Source organism: Microbulbifer sediminum (assembly GCF_021729035.1).
GTDB classification, from domain to species: Bacteria; Pseudomonadota; Gammaproteobacteria; order Pseudomonadales; family Cellvibrionaceae; genus Microbulbifer; species Microbulbifer sediminum.
This window is the reverse complement of sequence record NZ_JAJSAP010000001.1, coordinates 470,476-489,404: the sequence shown is the minus strand read 5'-3', so window position 1 is coordinate 489,404 and position 18,929 is coordinate 470,476. Positions and strand designations below refer to the sequence as shown.

General features: G+C 60.0%; 17 protein-coding genes. 9 read left to right on the top strand and 8 right to left on the bottom strand.

All coding sequences use genetic code 11. The features are described 5' to 3' along the window. Position 1 precedes the first annotated feature (1 nt). Entirely contained in the window at positions 2–1,156 is a 1,155-nt protein-coding gene (locus LVD11_RS01980) for a TonB family protein (protein ID WP_237055413.1), read from the bottom strand. A gap of 415 nt (positions 1,157–1,571) precedes the next feature. Between LVD11_RS01980 and LVD11_RS01975 the strand changes: the two genes are divergently transcribed. The 4 genes from LVD11_RS01975 to LVD11_RS01960 all read left to right on the top strand — a co-directional run bounded on the left by LVD11_RS01975 (position 1,572) and on the right by LVD11_RS01960 (position 7,930). Further along, entirely contained in the window at positions 1,572–2,279 is a 708-nt protein-coding gene (locus tag LVD11_RS01975) for a cyclic nucleotide-binding domain-containing protein (protein WP_237055411.1), read from the top strand. Positions 2,280–2,579: 300 nt separating this feature from the next. Continuing rightward, positions 2,580–3,770 (top strand): efflux RND transporter periplasmic adaptor subunit, encoded by a 1,191-nt coding sequence (locus LVD11_RS01970; protein ID WP_237055409.1) that lies wholly within the window; start codon positions 2,580–2,582, stop codon positions 3,768–3,770. After that, positions 3,767–6,934 (top strand): efflux RND transporter permease subunit, encoded by a 3,168-nt coding sequence (locus tag LVD11_RS01965; protein ID WP_237055407.1) that lies wholly within the window; start codon positions 3,767–3,769, stop codon positions 6,932–6,934. The genes LVD11_RS01970 and LVD11_RS01965 overlap by 4 nt, the downstream gene beginning before the upstream one ends. Before the next feature lie 9 nt (positions 6,935–6,943). Further along, positions 6,944–7,930: a phosphoribulokinase gene (locus tag LVD11_RS01960; RefSeq protein ID WP_237055405.1), complete on the top strand. Its 987-nt coding sequence runs from the start codon at positions 6,944–6,946 to the stop codon at positions 7,928–7,930. 114 nt (positions 7,931–8,044) lie between these two features. On the opposite strand, the gene LVD11_RS01955 is transcribed toward LVD11_RS01960, so the two are convergent. Next, positions 8,045–8,854: a hypothetical protein gene (locus LVD11_RS01955; RefSeq protein WP_237055403.1), complete on the bottom strand. Its 810-nt coding sequence runs from the start codon at positions 8,852–8,854 to the stop codon at positions 8,045–8,047. 108 nt (positions 8,855–8,962) lie between these two features. Here LVD11_RS01955 and LVD11_RS01950 point away from each other — a divergent pair, with 108 nt between their 5' ends. Then, the gene (locus tag LVD11_RS01950; protein WP_237055401.1) at positions 8,963–9,829 is read left to right on the top strand and encodes a hypothetical protein; all 867 of its coding nucleotides are present in this window, start codon (positions 8,963–8,965) and stop codon (positions 9,827–9,829) included. 63 nt (positions 9,830–9,892) lie between these two features. Here the strand turns inward: LVD11_RS01950 and LVD11_RS01945 are convergent, their stop codons facing one another. Next, a complete protein-coding gene (locus LVD11_RS01945) occupies positions 9,893–10,297 on the bottom strand; it encodes a hypothetical protein (RefSeq protein WP_237055399.1) in 405 nt (134 codons plus the stop codon). A 202-nt stretch (positions 10,298–10,499) separates the two neighbouring features. On the opposite strand from LVD11_RS01945, the gene LVD11_RS01940 reads away from it, so the two are divergent. Together LVD11_RS01940 and LVD11_RS01935 are read left to right on the top strand one after the other, a co-directional pair. After that, the gene (locus tag LVD11_RS01940) at positions 10,500–10,952 is read left to right on the top strand and encodes a methylglyoxal synthase (RefSeq protein WP_237055397.1); all 453 of its coding nucleotides are present in this window, start codon (positions 10,500–10,502) and stop codon (positions 10,950–10,952) included. Between the two features lie 184 nt (positions 10,953–11,136). Next, a complete protein-coding gene (locus tag LVD11_RS01935) occupies positions 11,137–11,559 on the top strand; it encodes an ExbD/TolR family protein (RefSeq protein ID WP_237055395.1) in 423 nt (140 codons plus the stop codon). 128 nt (positions 11,560–11,687) lie between these two features. Here the strand turns inward: LVD11_RS01935 and LVD11_RS01930 are convergent, their stop codons facing one another. Further along, positions 11,688–12,470 (bottom strand): tryptophan 2,3-dioxygenase, encoded by a 783-nt coding sequence (locus LVD11_RS01930; RefSeq protein ID WP_237055394.1) that lies wholly within the window; start codon positions 12,468–12,470, stop codon positions 11,688–11,690. 592 nt (positions 12,471–13,062) lie between these two features. On the opposite strand from LVD11_RS01930, the gene LVD11_RS01925 reads away from it, so the two are divergent. After that, complete coding sequence (locus LVD11_RS01925; RefSeq protein WP_237055391.1) at positions 13,063–13,839, top strand: enoyl-CoA hydratase; 777 nt, start codon at positions 13,063–13,065, stop codon at positions 13,837–13,839. A 61-nt stretch (positions 13,840–13,900) separates the two neighbouring features. Here LVD11_RS01925 and LVD11_RS01920 read toward each other — a convergent pair whose 3' ends face one another. Both LVD11_RS01920 and LVD11_RS01915 read right to left on the bottom strand, forming a co-directional pair. Then, entirely contained in the window at positions 13,901–14,209 is a 309-nt protein-coding gene (locus LVD11_RS01920; protein ID WP_237055389.1) for a hypothetical protein, read from the bottom strand. A gap of 48 nt (positions 14,210–14,257) precedes the next feature. After that, complete coding sequence (locus LVD11_RS01915) at positions 14,258–14,578, bottom strand: heavy metal-binding domain-containing protein (protein WP_237055388.1); 321 nt, start codon at positions 14,576–14,578, stop codon at positions 14,258–14,260. Positions 14,579–14,898: 320 nt separating this feature from the next. Here LVD11_RS01915 and LVD11_RS01910 point away from each other — a divergent pair, with 320 nt between their 5' ends. Beyond that, the gene (locus LVD11_RS01910) at positions 14,899–16,617 is read left to right on the top strand and encodes a DUF5011 domain-containing protein (RefSeq protein WP_237055386.1); all 1,719 of its coding nucleotides are present in this window, start codon (positions 14,899–14,901) and stop codon (positions 16,615–16,617) included. Between the two features lie 39 nt (positions 16,618–16,656). On the opposite strand, the gene LVD11_RS01905 is transcribed toward LVD11_RS01910, so the two are convergent. After that, complete coding sequence (locus LVD11_RS01905) at positions 16,657–17,334, bottom strand: SDR family oxidoreductase (protein WP_237055384.1); 678 nt, start codon at positions 17,332–17,334, stop codon at positions 16,657–16,659. Positions 17,335–17,689: 355 nt separating this feature from the next. Then, positions 17,690–18,472 carry a DUF3050 domain-containing protein gene (locus tag LVD11_RS01900; RefSeq protein ID WP_237055382.1) on the bottom strand — a complete coding sequence of 261 codons (783 nt, stop codon included), beginning with the start codon at positions 18,470–18,472 and terminating at the stop codon, positions 17,690–17,692. Between the last annotated feature and the right edge of the window lie 457 nt (positions 18,473–18,929).

Here is an 18,929-nt window from a genome sequence, read left to right as displayed (position 1 = left end):
ATCAGTCCGGCAGGCGGAAAGTGATCGGCACGGAGAACTCGTAGTCGTTCTTCGCCAGTGCCGGCGGTACCTTCGGGTAGGGCGACGCGGCCTTGATCGCAGACAGGGCGGCCTTGTTCAGGTCGTTGAAGCGGGACGCCTGGACTGTCTGGATGTCACGCACGCGGCCAGATGGATCGATAGTGACCCGGATACGGATGCTGCCTTCCTGGTTGCGCTCCAGTGCCCGCTGCGGATACTCGAGGAAGTCGTAGGTGTGGCGCAGCAGCATGGAGTGGTAAATCTGGCGAGCCAGCAGCACATCTGCAGTCAGGGGCTGGTCGTCCTCCTCCTCGGCCTGCTCGGGTGCTGTCCGGGCGGGTTTGGGCTGCGGACGTGGCTGGGGCTTGCTGGCGGGCGCCGGCTGTTGTGCTTGTGGCGCTTGCGGTTTGCTCTCTATCTTGGCGAGCGTGGGTGGCGGTATGGCGGCCGCTACCTTGGGCTTGGAGGGTTTCGGTTTTTCAGCGACGGCCTCAGTCTCCGATTCTGCCTGTTCCTCCTCCGCGTCGTCTTCCTCACGAGCTTCAGTGAGTTCCAGGATCCTGGCATCGGTGGGTTCCAGCTGCTCAAAGCGTGCCAGCAGGCCGGTGTCCACATCGCCGGAGGCCAGCAGGCCCTCGCGGAATTCCGTGGAGGGCGGCACCGGGCCGACCCATGAGCGGAGCAGGGTGGTAAAGAACTTGCGGTCCGCGATCTTGCCCAGCCGGATGCCATTCAGGGACACCGTGCTGACGCCGGACGCGCCGTCGAAATCAACCCGCAGCTGATCACCTTTCTTGAACCGGCCGGAGAACAGGTTGGCGAAGGTCACCATGTTGTCGGCCTGGGCTGTCAGGGCGCTGCCGGCATTGTTAATGGCGATAGCCTCCATCCACTGGTTGCGCAGGCGGCGTGCGGAAACGCTGTCGGCGACTACCCGGATTTCCAGCCGGCGGGTGGTGTTCTCATCGAGAAGCACGTTGGCGCTGTCGGCAAGTGTGTCGGAATAGACAGCGGCAATGTATCGATCCTTGTTGAATTGTTGCTCAAGTGCGAGGCCGTTCAATAACGGTGCAGCGCTGGCGGACACTGCCGCGGCAAACACCATTACAGCGGTGATGAATTTTAAAGATTTCATTTTATTTTGGTGTCTGTCTTTCCGGATGGGATTAATCCGTAGGATAGGTTACTTTACGCTCTCCTCCCCCGAAGTGCGTTGCCCGGTAAACTATTGTCCTACTCCGATCATTCTGAGAACGCCTTGGTAGTACAAACCCTTTAATTGGTCCAGGCTGTACCTAACTCTACTTCAACTGCAATGGAGTTCAAGTCTAAAACGGGTAGAATGTCTCGTTTTTCCGAAATTGCACTTGCAGCGGGGAGACAGTGATCATAGGGACAGTACAATCGGGTTCAGTCCGGTTGTGGTCCGGTAGGAAAGAGGGGCATGGAATGCGTGTTCTCTCTGGTGGGATTTTCGACAGTGCGCTTCCGCGCGCCCAATACACATGCAGCGATAACGCTCTCTGAAAGATTTCTTTGTAAAGAACCCGATGGAAATAAAACCACTCAGTGACTACCCACGGGAGGCAGTAGACCGCCTCCTGAACGTCATTCATTTGTTTCGTGACATTCGTGCGGCCAGTGACTGGCAGTATGACGTGGTGCTGCAGCGTTCGCGGCTGGTGGGCCTGGCCCCGGGTGAATTGCTGTTGGCGGAGGGGGATGTGGACCAGTGGGTATATTTCCTGTTGCGGGGGGAGCTTGACGTTCACATTGATGCGGAAGATGACGAGACCGTGCACTCCGGCCGGCCCCTGGCGGTGATCCGTCCCGGCGAGGTATTCGGGGACCTGTCTATGCTGCTGGCGGAGCCCCGCACCGCCAACGTGAGTGCCGCCCCGGCGAGTAGGGATACCCAGGTTCTGGGCGTAGACTGCACCCTCTTTGGCGACCTGGATGATTTTTCCCTGCTGCACCTGTCCACCAAGTTGATCTTTTACCGGAACATGGTGCATTCCCTGCGCTGGAAGCTGGAGGTATACCGCTCCAAGTACCCGGATCACCAGCTGGCCGACAGCCATCGTCGGCTCAAGCTTTATACCGGCCCTAAAAACAGCCGCGATGAGTTAATGGCACTCGCCAACCAGGCCCGAGCCCTGGCGCGGATCCTGCTGGACTGGAATGCTGAATTCGGCAGTGGCCAGCTGATGGATGAGGAGTCCGGTATGTCCGACTTCCTCGAGTCCATGCTCTCCTGATCTGAATCCCTCCCTGCGGGGTATCTATGGGCGGGAATCCCGCCAGCGTGTCCCGCCAATCCCTTCATTGAAAACTGCGTGCAGGTGGCACGCCGCCGCTGGCTGAATCGCCATTGCGGTACGGCTGTCGCTATTTCGGGCCCGTCCTCCCGGTGTATTCTGGGAGGCCGTAGCGCCGTGCTTGTGGTTTTCGTAATCCGGCAGACGCGAACAGGCGGGCGGCCACTATAATCCAGCTCCCGCCAGGGGCGGTTTCCTGTCAGGTTTTCTGATCGACTTTCTTTGAGGATGGCTTACGCAATGAACTCCCTGATTGAGATCTGGCGCCATAAAAACTACCGGACAGCGCTGGTCGTTGCCGTGGTGGCGCTGTTGTGGCTGGCGAGTGGCCTGCTTGGTTCCGGTGAACAGGGGGAGTCGCCCGCGACAGATGGCGCAGCCGGAGGGAAGGCGGCCCCGGTCAGTGTGCGCGCGCGTCGCCTGGAGGCCCGGCCCTTTACCACCCGCGTGACCGTCAATGCCCGCACTGAGGCGAACCGCAGTGTGCGGTTGCGGGCGGAACTCGATGGCGTGATAACGGGCCTGCCGGTCCCCGAGGGGCGGTCAGTGGAGAAGGGGGATGTGATCTGCCGACTGGAGGCCGAGGACCGACCGCAGCGGCTGGAGCGTGCCCGGGCCGCCCTGCGCAAGGCCGAACTGGACTTTGCCGCGACCCGTCGACTGCGCGAGAAAGGGCTCCAGTCCGAAGCCGACCTGGCCCAGCAGGAGATGGCCCTGGCCAATGCCCGCGCCGAGTTCGAGCGCGCCCGGGTGGAAATGGAGAACCTGGAGATTCGTGCGCCATTTGCCGGTGTGATCAATCAGCGGGCGGTGGAACTGGGGGATTACATTCGCCGCGGTGAGGAGTGCGCCACTTTGCTCGACCTGGACCCGATCCTGGTCGTGGGCGAGGTTTCCGAGGGCGAGGTGGGCAGTCTGTCGCCCGGCGCCCCGGCCGCGGCCGAACTTCACCAGGGCCGGGCGGTTGAGGGGCGCCTGCGCTATGTCAGCCAGGAAGCCCACACGGTTACCCGGGCATACCGGGTGGAAGTTGCGGTGGACAACGGCGACGGTGGGTTGCGTGCCGGGCTGAGTGGTCGGCTGGTGCTGCCCACCGGCGAGGTCCGGGCGCACCTGATCAATTCCTCCCTGCTGGCCCTGGATGATCGCGGCAAGCTGGGGGTGCGCCACCTGGACCGCGAGAACCGGGTGCAGTTTGCCAATGTGCAGCTGGTGGGCGACGGTAGCGAGGGGGTTTGGGTCACCGGGCTTCCGGAAGAAACCAACCTGATTACCGTAGGCCAGGAATACGTGACTGCCGGGCAGGTGGTGGCGGTGACGCAGGAGGATGGCCAGTCCGCCCTGCCGCCCCCGGCGCCGGGCTCCGGCCTGCCAGCCGTGCGGCAGGTCGCAGACCCGGTGACCCCTGATGGAGAGGGTAACCGCCCATGAGTATCCTCGACAGCGCAGTTTCCCGCGCGCGCAGCACCATCAGCCTGATGCTGCTGGTGGTACTGGTGGGGATTGTCGCGCGCCAGATGATGACGATTGAGACCAACCCGGAGGTAAACCCGCCATTTGTGATCGTGCAGGTGCGTCACGAGGGCATTTCGCCCGAGGACGGTGTGCGCCTGCTGGTGCGCCCGCTGGAACAGGAAATCCGAGCGCTGGAGGGCGTGCAGGAGATGATCGCCACTGCGCGCGAATCCCTGGCCTACCTGGTGGTGGAGTTCGATACAGCGGTTCCCGTTGACGAAGCCCTGGACGAAGTGCGCAACGCCGTGGACCGGGCCAAGGCCGAGCTTCCCCGGGACGCGGATGAGCCGATCGTGGAGGAGGCTGCCGCACAGCCATTTCCCGCCATCGTGGTGACGCTGGCAGGGGAGGGCGTGGGCGAGCGGGTGCTGCTGCAGAGCGCGCAATACCTGCAGCGACGCATCGAGAATATCAGCGAGGTTCTCAGTGCGGACCTGCGCGGCAACCGCGAGGAGGTGATGGAAGCCATCATCGACCCGGTGCGTCTGGAGCACTACCAGATTACCAGTGGCCAGTTGATCAATGCGGTGGTGGGGAACAACCTGCTCATTCCCGCCGGGGAGCTGGTGACCGAACGCGGCCGCTTTTCGGTCAAGGTGCCGGGCCTGATCGAGACCGCCAGGGATGTCTACGACATCCCCGTGAAGTCGTCCCCGGACGGCGTGGTGACCCTGGGAGAGGTCACCGATGTGCGCCGCACCTTCAAGGATGCTTCCAGTTACACGAGCGTCAATGGCCGCCCGGGCCTGGCCATCAATGTGGAAAAGCGCAACGATGCCAGCTCGGTGGCGCTGGCCGACCGTGTCCGGGAGGTGGTCAACGGGGAACTCAACAGCCTGCCACGTGGGGTGGAGGTGAATTTCGTTTTCGACCAGTCCCGCTTCGCTCGCGACATGGTCAGCGAGATGGAAGGCAATATCCTGACCGCGATGTTGCTGGTGATGATTATCGTGGTGGCGGCACTGGGGCTTCGCTCCGGACTCCTGGTCGGGCTCGGTATTCCTTTTTCCCTGCTGTTCGGCTCCATTATCACCTGGTACCTGGGTTACTCATTCAATTTCATGGTGATGTTCGGCATGCTGCTGGCACTCGGTATGCTGATCGATGGCTCCATCGTGATCACCGAATACGCCGATCGCAAAATGGCGGAGGGGATGTCGGCACGGGTTGCCTACACCCTGTCGGTGCGGCGGATGTTCTGGCCGGTGGTTGCCTCTACCGGCACCACGCTGGCGGCTTTCCTGCCGATCATGTTCTGGCCCGGGGTAGTGGGTGACTTTATGCGTTACCTGCCGGTGACCGTGTTTGCGGTACTGGCGGGCTCGCTGCTATACGCACTCTTCTTCGCCCCGGTGTTGGGCAGTCTGTTTGGCAAGGGCAACCTGGACAGTGACACCCAGCACTACCTCAAGCAGCTGGAGACCGGCCAGCCCGCTGAGCTTTCCGGGGTGACCGGGACATTCGCACGTACCCTGGACGCCCTGTTGCGTCGTCCGCTGCTGGCGTTTTTCGGTGCCGTGGGGATACTGGCTGGCATTCTTATTGCGTATATCTTATTCGGGGCGGGGGTGGAGTTTTTCACCGATACGGAAGAGCAGTACGGCAACGTGGAAGTGCGCGCACAAGGCAATCTCTCGGTTGCCGAGCAGCGTGCGCTGGTAGCGGAAGTGGAAAAAGCCGTACTTGGGATCCCAGAGGTGCGCATCGTATATACCGCGGTAGGTTCCGGCGGACTGTCCGGCAACCGCGACCGCGCACCAGACCAGATCGCCAACATGCTGGTGGAACTCTACCCGGCGCAACAGCGGGAGCGCCGCAGCCGCGATATCTTTGCCGACCTGCGCGCGCGGACTGGCAACTTCCCCGGTATCAAGGTGACGGCCAACGTATTCGAGGGAGGGCCTCCAATCGGCAAGGACATCGTGCTCGAATTGCGCGGGCGGGATTACGACCAGCTGTTGGCGGAAACCAGGCGCCTGCATCACGCGCTGGAAAGCCAGTTCGAAGGGCTGCGGGACATCGTCAATACCGCACCGCTGCCGGGTATCCAGTGGGAGGTACAGGTGGACCGGGCCAAGGCGGCGCTCTATGGCGCAAACCTGACCGAGGTCGGCCGCGCGGTGCAACTGGTTACCACCGGTGTGCGGGTGGCCGAGTACCGTCCGGACGATAGTGACGAGGAGGTGGATATCCGTATTCGCTACCCGGAGCACGCACGGGGTATTGCCGCACTGGACCGGTTGAAGGTCAATACGCCTGATGGCGCGGTACCGGTGGGCAGTTTTGTGCGAACACAGGCGCGTCCCAAGGTAGACAAGATCGAGCGGATCAATGGCGTTACCCGGATGCAGGTCAAGGCGGACACCGAGGAGGGGGTGCTGGCCGATGACAAGGTAAAGGAAATACGCGCCTGGCTGGAGAAGAACCCGGTGCCTGCCGATATCGAACTATTGTTCCGCGGTGCCGATGAGGAGCAGAATGAATCCCTGGCCTTTCTCGGGGTGGCGTTCCTGCTGTCACTGTTCCTGATGTTTATCCTGCTGGTGACGCAGTTCAACAGCTTTTACCAGTCGCTGTTGATCCTGTCATCGGTGGTGATGTCGACCATCGGGGTATTACTGGGCCTGCTGGTCACCCAGACCACATTCAGCGTCATTATGACCGGTGTCGGCATTGTCGCCCTGGCCGGCATCGTAGTGAATAACAATATCGTGCTCATCGATACGTATAACTTTGTCCGGAATAGCGAGCCCGGGCTGTCACCTGCCGCCGCGGCGGTCAAGGCCTCGGGGCAACGCCTGCGCCCGGTATTCCTCACCACCGCCACCACGATCCTTGGGTTGCTGCCGCTGGCCCTGGGGGTGAGCGTGGATATGCTTGGCCGCGATATTGTGGTGGGCGGGGTGATTGCCTCCTTCTGGGTACAGCTGGCGAGTGCCATTGTTTATGGCCTGACATTTTCCACACTGCTGACGCTGGTGGTGACCCCGATCATGCTGGTGCTGCCGGGACGCCTCCGGGAGGGGATTGCCGCGTTTTCCCCGCCGCAGATCCGCGGGGCCCAGTGGGGCGAGGAGTAGTGGCCGGTCATGGAGGAGCAACATATCGACATGGGGCGGGAGATGACTGAAACCCGGTGGCCCACACAGGTAATTGTGCAGGCACAGGCGCTGGCGGCGGCGCTGGACGGCGAGATCCAGCAGTTTATTGCTGCGCAACGGTTGCCCGGGGCTTTCCGGAAAGTGATCGGGGACTACTACTTTCCGCTGGCAGTATGGCTGGCCCGGCACCAGCAACACCGGGGCAGCCCGCTGGTTGTTGGGTTATGTGGCGGGCAGGGATCGGGTAAGTCGACCCTGACGGCCTTCCTCCAGCTGGTCTGGCAATCGCTGGGTATAAAGAGTGCCGGGTTTTCCCTCGACGATATTTACCTGACCCGTAACGAACGCATGCAGCTGGGCCGTCGGGTGCATCCCCTGCTGGTGACCCGTGGCGTGCCAGGTACCCACGATGTGCAACTGGGTATTGAGACTATCGACCGGCTCACCCAGCGCGCGGGCACAGGGGTGGCGGGTGAAGAGGTGCCGGTACCCCGTTTCGATAAGGCCATTGATGACCGGGCTCCCCGGGATAGCTGGCCTCACCGGCAGTCCCCGGTGGATATCCTGCTGTTCGAGGGGTGGTGCGTCGGTGCGCTGCCCTGGGAGGATAGAGAAGATCCGGTTAACGAACTGGAACGGCAGGAGGATCCCGAGGGTGTATGGCGGGAATATGTGCGAGCCCAACTGGCTGGCCCCTACCGCGAGCTGTTTTCCCGCCTCGACCTGCTGCTGATGTTGCAGGTGCCTGATATGGAATGTGTGCTCGAGTGGCGACGATTGCAGGAAGAGAAGCTGCGTGCGGCGACCGGTGGTGGCATGAGTGATGCGGCGGTGAACCGGTTTGTGCAGCACTACGAGCGGGTTACCCGGTACTTGCTGGAAGAGATGCCGCAAAGGGCGGATTGCGTCCTGCAGCTGGGGCGCGATCACCAGGTCTGTGGGTTGCGCCTAAACCGCTGCGGAACGGAGTGCTAGAGAGCCCGGAACCCTTCGCATGAAAACGCAAAACCCCGGCCTGTAGCCGGGGTTTTGCATTTGGGCGGTCTGCCGCTGGCGCCTACCCGCTTCCGGGGGAGCCTATGGCCTGCCTTACTTGGACTTGGGCGGACGACCCGGTCCGCGTTTGGCGGCGGTCTTCTTGGCAGCGGCTTTTTTCGGGCGGCCGGGACCGCGCTTGGCAGTAGTGGCCTTCTTCTTGGTGGCTGCCTTTTTGGTAGTGGCCTTCTTGGTAGCGGCCTTCTTGGTAGCGGCCTTCTTCGGGCGGCCCGGACTTTTTTTGGCGGCTGTTTTAGCCTTGGTCTTGGCTTTGGCTGCGGCCTTCTTGGCCTTGGTGGCAGCTTTCTTCTTCGCTGCAGCGGCCTTTTTCTTCTCTGCAGCAGCCTTTTTCTTGGCGGCGGCGGCGGCCTTTTTCTTCTCTGCAGCGGCTTTTTTCTTGGCGGCGGCGGCAGCTTTCTTGGCTTCAGCAGCGGCCTTTTTCTTGGCGTCAGCGGCCAGTTTCTTGGTAATGGCGGCCTCTTCCTTGGCTACGGCTTTGGCCACTTTGGCTGCCTGCTTGTTGTCTTCCTTGATGGTGGCCAGCTGGGCCTTGGCCTCCTTGGCTGCCGTCTTGGCATTGTCAGCAGCTTTCTTGGCGGCGGCGGCGGCGGAGCGGGCAGTAGCCAGCTGGCGCTGCTGGGCCGCGGTCTTCTTTTTGCCGCGGACAGTTTTCAGTTTGGTCTGTGCAGTAGCGGCTTTCTTGGCCGCTTTTTCGGCGTCCTTGGCCAGCTTGTCGGCAACTTTTGCCGCGTCCTTTTCCTGCTTTTCGCGGGCTTTTTCCAGTTTGGATTTCAGTGAAGCCAGGTCTGCTTCCAGCTTGGTTACATCACTGATTGAAGCAGAAGCTTTGTTACGTGCAGCCATAAAAGATCCCTGTAATTAAATTTGTTGTGGACGAAAGAATTTCATCGCGCTAATTGCAGCGTATTTATATAATCGATTGCAAGTATTTTTGGGCCAATATGACCTTTTATGGCTAAATTTAAGGGATTTATTACTTTCATCGCCTTCACCTGGCTCTGGGGCTGCGGTTTTTTCGCAGTTGACCAGTGGATTGCCCGTGGGGAAATTGCCTGGCTGGGCATGTTATTGAGCAGCTGGGGATTACCGGTATGGTTGTTACTGCGCTACTGGCGACCGCAGAAATTCAGGGCGGATGAGCGGGAATCGGGGGGGCTGACGGCAGTTTTGTCAGGGTTGGCAGTTGTTTTACTTACTGATACCGACATCGGGCTGGCCCTCTACTTGTCGATTCTCAATCTCGGGTTGGTATTGCTTTACCTTTTCCATTTTTCCTCCCTCCACCATCCGCCCCTGCCTGTGCCGGGCGACCGATTCCCCGCGCTCGCGGTTGCCGATGGGCACGAATGGCTGGTGGCTGAATGCCTGCGGCAGCAGCACCTTTCCGGGGCGTTGGTGATCGTGTTGCGTGGCAGCTTTTGTGCGAGCAGCCGTGAGCTCCTGGCCGACCTGCCTTCCCTGGCCCCGGCGCTGAAAAAATACAATATGAAGCTTGTGCTGGTATCAACGGAGCCGGAGGGATATTGGCCGGAGCCGCACATGCCCGACAAAAACCGCCACTACATGGTTACCCTGGATGCTTCCGCCGACGATAACCGGATCTGGACCGATACCGGGGCGGTGCCCCTCTGGGTGCGGCTGCTTGGTGTGAGGCGGGCGGGTCGCCGCCGGCGCTCCGGAATTGGTGCCTGCAGGCCTTCATACTGGCTGCTGGACCGGGACGGATACGTGTTGTGGCGTTTTGTCCCGGATAACTACCGCAAGCCGCCCCCTATCCAGCTGCTGCGCAGCCAGCTGTCACGCATTGATGATGTTTGAGTTGCGTTCGCTGAGCCGGGCCCTGCGGTGGCCCCGGCTGTTGGCGAGCCGGGGGGAGGGCGACTAGAGTGGGCCGTAGGGAAGATAGCGATTGTCGGAGTGCTCGCGAATCCACAGCAGCTGGTCGCGACTGAGGGCAGCCTTACGGCGACGCAGGGACTTGGCCAGCGGAATAACCGGTGATTCGGCACCGCCATCCCATCCGGGTAGTTGCATCTCTGCCAGGGTAAAGAAGCGGATCAGGTCCCAGATTTGTTCGTTGTCCAGCGACTCACAGGCTCCCAGCCACTGGCTGGCCGGCAGGCGCATCAGGGCCGACGCTTCCAGGTCCTCCCGTGCAAGGCTGTCCGACAAGCGCTCGTTGCCCTGCACCGCGCGGATAAATCTTTCCAGCTGTGCAGGATCTATGGCGATTTGCCCATCGCTGTTTCCCGTCGTGCTTTCCGGCTCCCAGGCGCCAATGCTCATATCCGATCACCTCATGATTCTGATGCCGTTCGTGGTAGGGCATTATAACGGGGCAAATCGCTTTCGTCGGGGGGGGGGGGGCAGCGAAGACTTGTGCCGGGCTGCCAAAATTGCGTAAATCTATCCTGGCCGGGCTCGGCTATCGCCATCCCGTGCTTACTGTCGCTGACGACCTAATAAGAGAAGAGAGAAAATAGATACCATGCAGTTTATTGCCCAACCCCTGCCCGCCCGGAAGCGGGTGGCCCTGGTTGCCCACGACAACCGCAAGCAGGCGCTGATCGACTGGTGTCTCCAGCACCGTGCACTGCTGGAGCAGCATGAACTGCTGGCAACCGGAACCACCGGTGCGCGAATCGAGGCTGCCACCGACCTGGCGGTGGAGCGGCTGTTCAGCGGCCCGCTGGGCGGGGACCAGCAGCTGGGCGCGAAGATCTGCCAGGGGGAGATTGACCTGCTGGTGTTTTTCTGGGACCCGTTTGAGCCCATGCCCCATGATCCGGACGTCAAGGCTCTGCTGCGGATCGCCGCGGTCTGGAACATCCCGGTTGCCTGTAACTCCAGCAGCGCTGATATGATGGTACAGTCGGCCCTCATGGACCGCAGCTTCGAGCGGGAGGTTCCGGATTACCAAAGCTACCTGGCGGCCCGCTAGCGCAATTTTTATCCAAAATGGCGCTGCAATAGGCTGCAATCGGCTTTAACTGCTTGATTTGGAAGGATCTTTTCCTTACGGTGAAGGTTTGACTTGCAAAGATCGCCATTTCGCGGCAATCTTGCCCACCTGATCAGACCGGTCAATCCGGCGCCATTCGCATTAGATAATTGTACGGTGTTTTATGAGTAGACGACGCGGTAAGGCCGTAGAAGAGGAAAAAGCAGATATCGACCTGACGCCCATGCTGGACGTTGTGTTCATTATGCTGATCTTCTTTATCGTGACGGCGTCCTTTGTGAAGGAGAAGGCGCTGGATGTGAACGTGCCCGATCCGAACGAGACAGAGCAGACTCCGCCGGATCCCGACAAGCAGAATATCCTGCTGACCGTGGATGCCAACGACGATATCTATATGGGCGCCAGCCGCGTTGATTCCCGCGCTGTCCGTGCCCGTATCGCCCAGTTGTTCGCCGAGAACCCGCAGGCGATCGTGATCGTCCGTGCACATAACAAGTCCAGTGCCGACACTTATGTGACCATCGCGGATGCGGCCAAGGAAGTGAATTCCGGTATCCAGGTATCCCTGGTGCCGTTCGGGGACTGATAATTCCCGAAATTATCGCCCGGAGCCTTTCCGGGCAACAAAAAGCCAGCTGATGCTGGCTTTTTTTATGCCTGTTAACAGGCGGGCCTCTCACCGGCGCAGCGGCACCGGTGATGGGTGGGCGGTGGTCAGAATTCCGAGCGAATGGCCCAGAGGTCCGGGAACACCGGCTGGAACAGTGTGCTCTGCAGGTAGCCGACGCCGCTGGAGCCGCCGGTACCCATCTTGGCGCCGATGGTCCGCTCCACCATTTTTACATGGCGATAGCGCCACTGCTGCAACGAAGTGTCGATATCCACCAGAGCCTCGCAGATCTCACTGATCAGCGGGTCGTTGCGGTAGACATCGATCAGCACCTTCTGTACCGCACTGGACGGCTCGGCCACCTGGCTGAAGTCCCGCTTGAGTACGCTGTCCGGGATTGAGTGTCCCTCCTGGGCGAGGAAGTTCATAAACGCATCCCACAGGGTTGGGGCTTCCAGTCGCTTCTCCAGGCGCGCACGATGCTCTGAACCGCGGGGGTAATTCTCCAGTTTCCTGGCGTCCTTGGCGCCGTAGAGGAATTCCAGCTCCCGGAACTGGTAGGACTGGAAACCGCTGGCGCTGGAGAGGCGATCACGGAAGGAGAGGAATTCCAGGGGAGTGAGAGTCTCCAGAATATCCACCTGCTGGATCAGCGTGCGGTAAATGGCATCAACCCTTTTCAGGGTATGCAGGGCACGGTACTTTTCGCCGGCATTGAAAAGCCCAATCAGGAAATCGAGCTCGTGTAACAGTTGCTTGAACCACAGCTCATAGCTCTGGTGGATCACAATAAACAGCATTTCGTCGTGTTCCGGGCCGTCCGAGAGTGGTTGCTGGCACTGGAGCAAGTCATCGACTTTGAGGTAGGAGCTATAGGTTACGGTCATGGAATCTGCTTAGCCTGTTCGGGTTTTAATCAGCGGTGAAACCAATTGTTCTTAATATGCCGCGGATCAAAACTAAAATTGCGAGATAGAACTTAGTTTTGGGCACATTATAAGCTCTGGAGCGGTGCAAATGAAAAACACTGCATTGAATCTGTGGATCGATAATGTCGCCCCTCCGCGGCAGTCTCATTGAAATGGCACGCAGGAGCGCTCCCCCCTCCGCCAGGGCTTGACCGTAGGAGGCGGGACGGTCGCGACCGATTCCATCGGTGGAGTTGGGGCTGCAGCCTACCGAGGCCGTTGGCACCCGGCCTGGAACTGTCCGGGCATGGCCGCCGAAAGGCGCCACCCCGTGGCCGGTGAGCATAGTCAATGCCTGTTTTCGTGCCCGGTCCTGGTTGCGAAGTGAGCAGCCACTGACTGGTGTCGCCCCTGTGGGGGGCGTTTGGCGTTGTTGCGGTGCCTCCGGTCAACGGATGTGGTCGATTCGGGTCTCCCAAGCCCCGGCCCAGAAGCTAAGATGGTGACATTATCGCGGCGCCGGGCCCCTCTTTGCCCGGTGCCTGTCCACAGACTGTAACCGGAGATGCCCATGGAGAGCACATGTGCAGAAATCCAGGCGCAGGTCACCGACCGCGTACTGGAAATCACCATTTTGCGCCCCGAGCGCAAGAACGCCCTGACCATGGCCATGTATTCAGCCATGGCCGACCTCTTGAATAGCGCCGCCGGTGACCGCGATATCCGCGTGGTCATCATCACCGGCGGGGAGGGGGTGTTTACCAGTGGTAACGACCTGATGGACTTCCTGGGTGGCTCGGCCTCCAATGAGGAATCGCCGGTATTCCAGTTTATGGTGGCCCTGTACAACTTCCCCAAGCCTGTGGTGGCAGCCGTCAATGGCCCCGCAGTGGGAATAGGCACCACCATGCTGCTGCATTGCGATATGGCATTTGCGGGGGAAGACGCGCTGTTCCAGATGCCTTTTGTGAACCTGGGGCTTTGCCCGGAGTATGCGTCCAGTTACTTTATGCCGCGGATCATGGGGCATGCCCGGGCCGCGGAACTGCTCCTGCTGGGCAAAAAATTCGGTGCGCGGGAAGCGGTTGAACTGGGCATCTGTAATGCTGCAGTGCCACCTGACGAGGCGCTGCCACGGGCGCGCCAGGTGGCCGCGGAACTGGCAACCCGTGCGCCAGAGGCCGTGCGCCTGAGCAAGCAGCTGCTGCGGCAGGGTACACACGACAGGGGGCTCGAAGTGATCCAGGAGGAGGCAGGCCATTTCCAGAAGCGCCTCCAGTCCGAGGAATTCAAGGAGGCCGCCACCGCCTTCATGGAGAAGCGTCCGGCTGACTTCTCCCGATTCTAGCGCTCAGGCGGCCGGTTCTGGCCGCTATCCGGGGCCACTCCTGTGCGGGGTGGCCCTTGTGTCAGGCCGGGTCGCTGTTGCGAATAAAGGTCGGTGCCTCATACGCACTGTAGTCGACTGACTCATTCTGCCAATTCAGTGGATTATCCTCACGCCGTTCCCGGATGGTCTTACCGAACACGCTGAAGTGGGTTTCCTCCATCAGCGCGGTCAATTCCCGGTTATCGGTGAGGCCGAAAAAGACACCGGCCTGCATAAAGCCTTCCAGGCGGTGGCGATCCGATGCCGGCGTTTTATAGCCGCTTTTGGACGCGGAAAACATGCGCCGCAGGCGCGACTCCACTTCAGCGAGATACTGGTCCCTATCCATTCCTCTAACCTGTCTTATGGGGCTCAGGAGGCGTCAAAAAGCGCCGGCTCAGCGGAACTTTACTGCCGTACCACTTACGCTGACCATCATCATGGCCCCGTCAGGGCCGACCACCTCGTAATCGATATCGATACCGACAACGCCATCGGCGCCTAGTTCGCGCGCCTGTTCCTCCATTTCCTTGAACGCGATAGCCCGGGCTTTACCCATTTCCTTTTCGTAGGCCGCTGCGCGGCCACCCACGAAATCGCGAATTGCCCCGAAAAAGTCCTTGAAGACGTTGGTACCCATAATCGCCTCGCCAGCGACCACATCGAGGTATTCAGAAATTTGCTTGCCGTCGACAGTAGAAGTGGTTGTTCTGAGCATTATTGATCTCCCTGCAATCGTCCCGGTCGAGGTTACCCCAGCTACCCCTTTTCCGTCGACGGGTCGGCGGTAGATGCCGCGACTGGTCGTCGGTGCCAGGGGCCAGGCTCCGAAAATTCGGGGCCAGCTTATAAAAATTGAGAACCAGGTTCCATGAATGGGCGCCACCACCACGCCAGCATTCAATATCTTTTGGCTAGGCACAGCTATCATGATGCTAATCGCCCCAAGGCTGGACGCAGGGAAGTGCCATCATGCCAAGGTTATCACTCGCATTAGCCGCTGTTGCGGTCCTTATTTTTGCGACCGGTTTACTGGAGATGCAGTCTGCCCCGGGAGGGGATTCCGCAACTGACCCCTCGGGCCTGTCGCTTGTCGCGGGGCAGGGCAACGGCAAGGGGCCCAAGAATGAACCCTGCACATGTGACGATGGTAGCGGAAGCGATAACATCGACGCATCCCTGCGTGTGCTGACGCGCACCAACGGCGTCTCGCCCGAGACGATCTATTTCTCGGCCCAGGACTCTACTGACAGTACCTGCGTGGATCTTTCCGGCGGCGCTGATCCGGTTGCCTGTGCTACCGGCCAGTGGCTCGCTTTCCATTTTAATTTTGATGATCCGGAATCCGGCGAGTTTGACACCACCATGAGAAGCCGGAACCAGCAGGTGGGGTCGAGCCCCAGGGCACTTCACACCTTCGTCTGTACCCCGTCCAGCAGTCGCTATGTCGCCGGTGTGTGCGAGTACAATGTGGGCGTCAGGGTCCAGAATCCGCATGGAGACTTCGAGGACGCCTTTGTGACAGTGCGGGTCCAGTCCCAGGAGGCCTTCTACAGTGCCGGGGACACGGTTTGCGTTTCCCCGGCCGGTGACTACACAGGGTGCCCTGCGGGGGCGACGCAGCGGAACCAAGTGCCCGCTACCGGAGAGTATGCGGGCAAGCGGGTGCTGCTCCATGCGGGAGAAGAATTTGGCCGGATATGCACTGATTACAGTGAAGCCGATGTCACCATCGATCGCTACGGCCCGGGCGAGCGCCCACTGGTTGAGGAAGTCCGTATAGGGGTTGCTGGTCGCTGCGGTGACCGCAGCCCCACTTCGGCACAGGCCGAGGGCTACCCGCAGCTCCTCCGGGATGCGGAGGGCAATGTTGTCCAGGGCTGGAGTTACAATGTCACAGTTACTGGTATTCGTGCTGGTAACATCAGTGGGGGAATGGCGGCCACCCTGGTCACTGTGCACGATGTCGATATGGACTGGTCGGAGACAGGTCGCTACTGGGGTAGCTTCAGTTTTACTGCCCAGACCAACTACTGCGGTAAAAACCCTGACATTCTGGATTGTTCGCTGCTGCACTGGCCATACGGGATATTCCTGTCCGATTCGGTGCTGAAAAGTCACCCGGATAACCTGCCCAACGTCAACATCGGTTGCATGGACAGCTGCCAGATGGTTAACGGTGGCATGATTGGCAACGATGTGACCACCGCGCTGGAGCATAATGCCCGCTTTATGGGCGTGTGGGGCCTGGTGGTGTCCAACGTCTGGCATCGGGGCAACCACATTGGTGGGCGTGGCGGCAAGCATCGCCTGGCCCTGCGTGGCAGTGGTGGCCTGAAAAACCTCAATACCACAAAAAACCCGGAGGACTTTTCCGGCACCGACCACCTGCGCACGGGCGATGTCAGTAATCACTGGGCGCCGAGGTTTAATTTTGTCGTGGACAGCTTATTCAATGACACCATGCTGATGCCGGAGCACGATTCGGCCGCTTTCGTTGAACTGTCCTCTGGCTATCTCTACTCCGGACTTTTCAACAGCCGTTTCTTTGCCGATATGGTGGACACCGCGGCCGCCCAGGTCCGGGTGGGCGGTGTTGATATCGTCATGCGGGGTAATCACTACCAGGATGTTAATCCCGAGTGCCGACAGGACGACGGCGAACTGCACGACGAGACGCAGATCTTTACCGACTCCGAGGGATGTACGCCGGTAAGCTCCGGCGATGCGCCGGCGCCCGATGTGCCGGGCCGCTGAGGACTCACTGACGGGGCAGGAATGGCCACGGCTTCTGGTTCAGTAGGTCGGCGTCAGGAATATCTCCCTGATTGTATTTCGTGAGTGGGCACTGACGGCAAAGAGCACCGCGTCTGCCACGTCTTCCGGGGCCAGCTTGTCCGGCTTCGGTTCATCGAAGAACGCCGTATTGACCATGCCGGGCGCAATGACGGTGCAGCGCCCGTCCCACTCGGCCATCTCCTCGGCAAGATTTGCCCCAAACCCGTGTACAAACCACTTGGAGGCGCCGTAGATCGAGCCCTTGAGCGCAGTGCGCCCGGCCTGGGAACCGGTCATGAGGAAGTGCCCCCGTGTTTTACGCAGGTGCGGCAGGGTCAGCTTGGCTGTCCAGAGCAGCGCGCGGATATTGACGTCAATCACCTGTTGCCACTCCTCCGGGTCGCCCGCTTCGGTGCCCGGCTGGGAGATGCCGGTGCCGGCGTTGGCAAATACAACGTCCAGCCGGCCAAACCGCGCGATTGCGTTATCGACCACCTTCTCGAGCTGGTCAAACCTGGTGATGTCGGCCGGGACCGGCACTGCGTTATCCGCTCCCAGCTCCTCTACCAGCGAAGCCAGGGCCTCTTTGTTCCGGGCAGTCACAACCACCCTGATGCCTTCCTCCACGGCCCTGCGGGCGGTTGCCCTGCCGATGCCGCTCGAGGCACCGGTGATTAACATGACTTTGCTGGCCACTAATGACCTCCTTGCTGGGTTGGATGAATGATCAGTTTCCACTCAAGACATAAAATCCCGGCCATCTTAAAACCTGGCGCTTGAATGTGTAATGACCGGTGGGTGGCCTGGGGCGGCCCGTGCAACCGACCTGGCATCGCTCCCGCGCTGTCCGCAAATGGTGGCAGCCCGCTACTCCACCCATGGCGCCGGGCACCATACGCTCGTCTGGCAAGTCGTATGCCGGTAATTGTTGCCGCCTGTGACAGGATAGTGCAGGACGTGTGGGGAAACATGGGCTTACAGAAGGGCGCCCCCCGGCAACTACCGAAGCCGGACTTGCCAGGGGGCAGGCTGAGTTCGCCAGCCGGTATCTCTAGACGGCGATTCGCTCGGGCCGTGTGGACGATTCAGCCTGCTCAATCTGCAGTAGAATGCCATCCCAGAGCCGGATTCTTCCCTTTATCGCCTGTTCCGCAGCCCTGAGCGCACGGGTCCGGGCGTGTTCACACCCCCCTATCAGGCTTTCGAGAATTTTCTGTGCGGCAGGGCCATGCTCATCCCCGTCAAGATCAATGTGTCTCTTCAGATAGTAGGTCATGCGGGGAACGCGGCTCTCATCTACTCCCCACTGGCTCAGGAGCTGGGTGAACATTTCGGGGATGGCGTCTTCCCGACCGTAGAGAAAATTTGCGGCAACCTCTTCATCGCCACCATCTAAAGCAACCTGGATATTGGCCCGCACGAACTCCCGGACGAAATCCGGTGTGTTGGCCTCCTCTAGGGCGGCCTCCAGGTCCTGGCCCCGCTCCAGCGCCGCAATGAATGTGAGGAAGCAGGATGCATCCGCCTGGATTTCCTCCATGGCTTCCAGATACATTGTCAGGTGACTCGCAGGCTGGCCGTCAAAATTCAGGTCAGTTTCCTCGTAAAATACGATTTCATTGATCAGCCGGGCAGCGAAGATATTGTCCGGGTTTTTCCAGGGGAGGGAGACGCACGTCAGGGAGTTCTGCAGGCGTTTCACGAGAGTCATGAAATCCCATACCGCGAATACATGGATGCCCATGAACTCGCGCAACTGGTCAAGGGTGGTAATACTTTGGTAGAGCCGGTGGTGTTGGAGGGTTTCAGTGACGGATTGCAGCTGATTTTTCATACACTTCTTTCCTTGTCTTATTGCTTTTGAACCAAGGTGTTTCGCGTACAACAGTGTTGTATGTCGTTGTGTCTGGCTTTCACATCGCTCATGGGGCCGTCTGGCGCGGCCTGTAATTACTAGTGACGAGCGCTTGCCCGAAGTGTTTACCCCTTGCCCTCCTTCTGCTGTGTAAATTTACCCTGCGTAAATCGACGCTGGTGTTTCGTATATGTGAATGGGGCTTGTAATGTGGCGGTTTGGGATCCGCACCACCTGCGAAATGCTTGGTCCGGGAGTGCAATGACCTTAGCGCCAAATTCATCTTCACCGCTCGAGAGTCTCCGACTGTCGAGCACGCTGCAACAACTTTTTTTCTTTAGGTAAAAAAAAATTGCTACGGTTCACACTTTTAGTGAAATTTATTTTCTTTCGCTGGTGGGGCAGGTAGTGTGGCTTTAGCTGTAGCGGGTTGATT

Coding starts and splice junctions, on each gene's coding strand:
- LVD11_RS01980 (WP_237055413.1), bottom strand. CDS start 1,156: ATGAAATCTTTAAAATTCATCACCGCTGTAATGGTGTTTGCCGCGGCA.
- LVD11_RS01975 (WP_237055411.1), top strand. CDS start 1,572: ATGGAAATAAAACCACTCAGTGACTACCCACGGGAGGCAGTAGACCGC.
- LVD11_RS01970 (WP_237055409.1), top strand. CDS start 2,580: ATGAACTCCCTGATTGAGATCTGGCGCCATAAAAACTACCGGACAGCG.
- LVD11_RS01965 (WP_237055407.1), top strand. CDS start 3,767: ATGAGTATCCTCGACAGCGCAGTTTCCCGCGCGCGCAGCACCATCAGC.
- LVD11_RS01960 (WP_237055405.1), top strand. CDS start 6,944: ATGGAGGAGCAACATATCGACATGGGGCGGGAGATGACTGAAACCCGG.
- LVD11_RS01955 (WP_237055403.1), bottom strand. CDS start 8,854: ATGGCTGCACGTAACAAAGCTTCTGCTTCAATCAGTGATGTAACCAAG.
- LVD11_RS01950 (WP_237055401.1), top strand. CDS start 8,963: ATGGCTAAATTTAAGGGATTTATTACTTTCATCGCCTTCACCTGGCTC.
- LVD11_RS01945 (WP_237055399.1), bottom strand. CDS start 10,297: ATGAGCATTGGCGCCTGGGAGCCGGAAAGCACGACGGGAAACAGCGAT.
- LVD11_RS01940 (WP_237055397.1), top strand. CDS start 10,500: ATGCAGTTTATTGCCCAACCCCTGCCCGCCCGGAAGCGGGTGGCCCTG.
- LVD11_RS01935 (WP_237055395.1), top strand. CDS start 11,137: ATGAGTAGACGACGCGGTAAGGCCGTAGAAGAGGAAAAAGCAGATATC.
- LVD11_RS01930 (WP_237055394.1), bottom strand. CDS start 12,470: ATGACCGTAACCTATAGCTCCTACCTCAAAGTCGATGACTTGCTCCAG.
- LVD11_RS01925 (WP_237055391.1), top strand. CDS start 13,063: ATGGAGAGCACATGTGCAGAAATCCAGGCGCAGGTCACCGACCGCGTA.
- LVD11_RS01920 (WP_237055389.1), bottom strand. CDS start 14,209: ATGGATAGGGACCAGTATCTCGCTGAAGTGGAGTCGCGCCTGCGGCGC.
- LVD11_RS01915 (WP_237055388.1), bottom strand. CDS start 14,578: ATGCTCAGAACAACCACTTCTACTGTCGACGGCAAGCAAATTTCTGAA.
- LVD11_RS01910 (WP_237055386.1), top strand. CDS start 14,899: ATGCAGTCTGCCCCGGGAGGGGATTCCGCAACTGACCCCTCGGGCCTG.
- LVD11_RS01900 (WP_237055382.1), bottom strand. CDS start 18,472: ATGAAAAATCAGCTGCAATCCGTCACTGAAACCCTCCAACACCACCGG.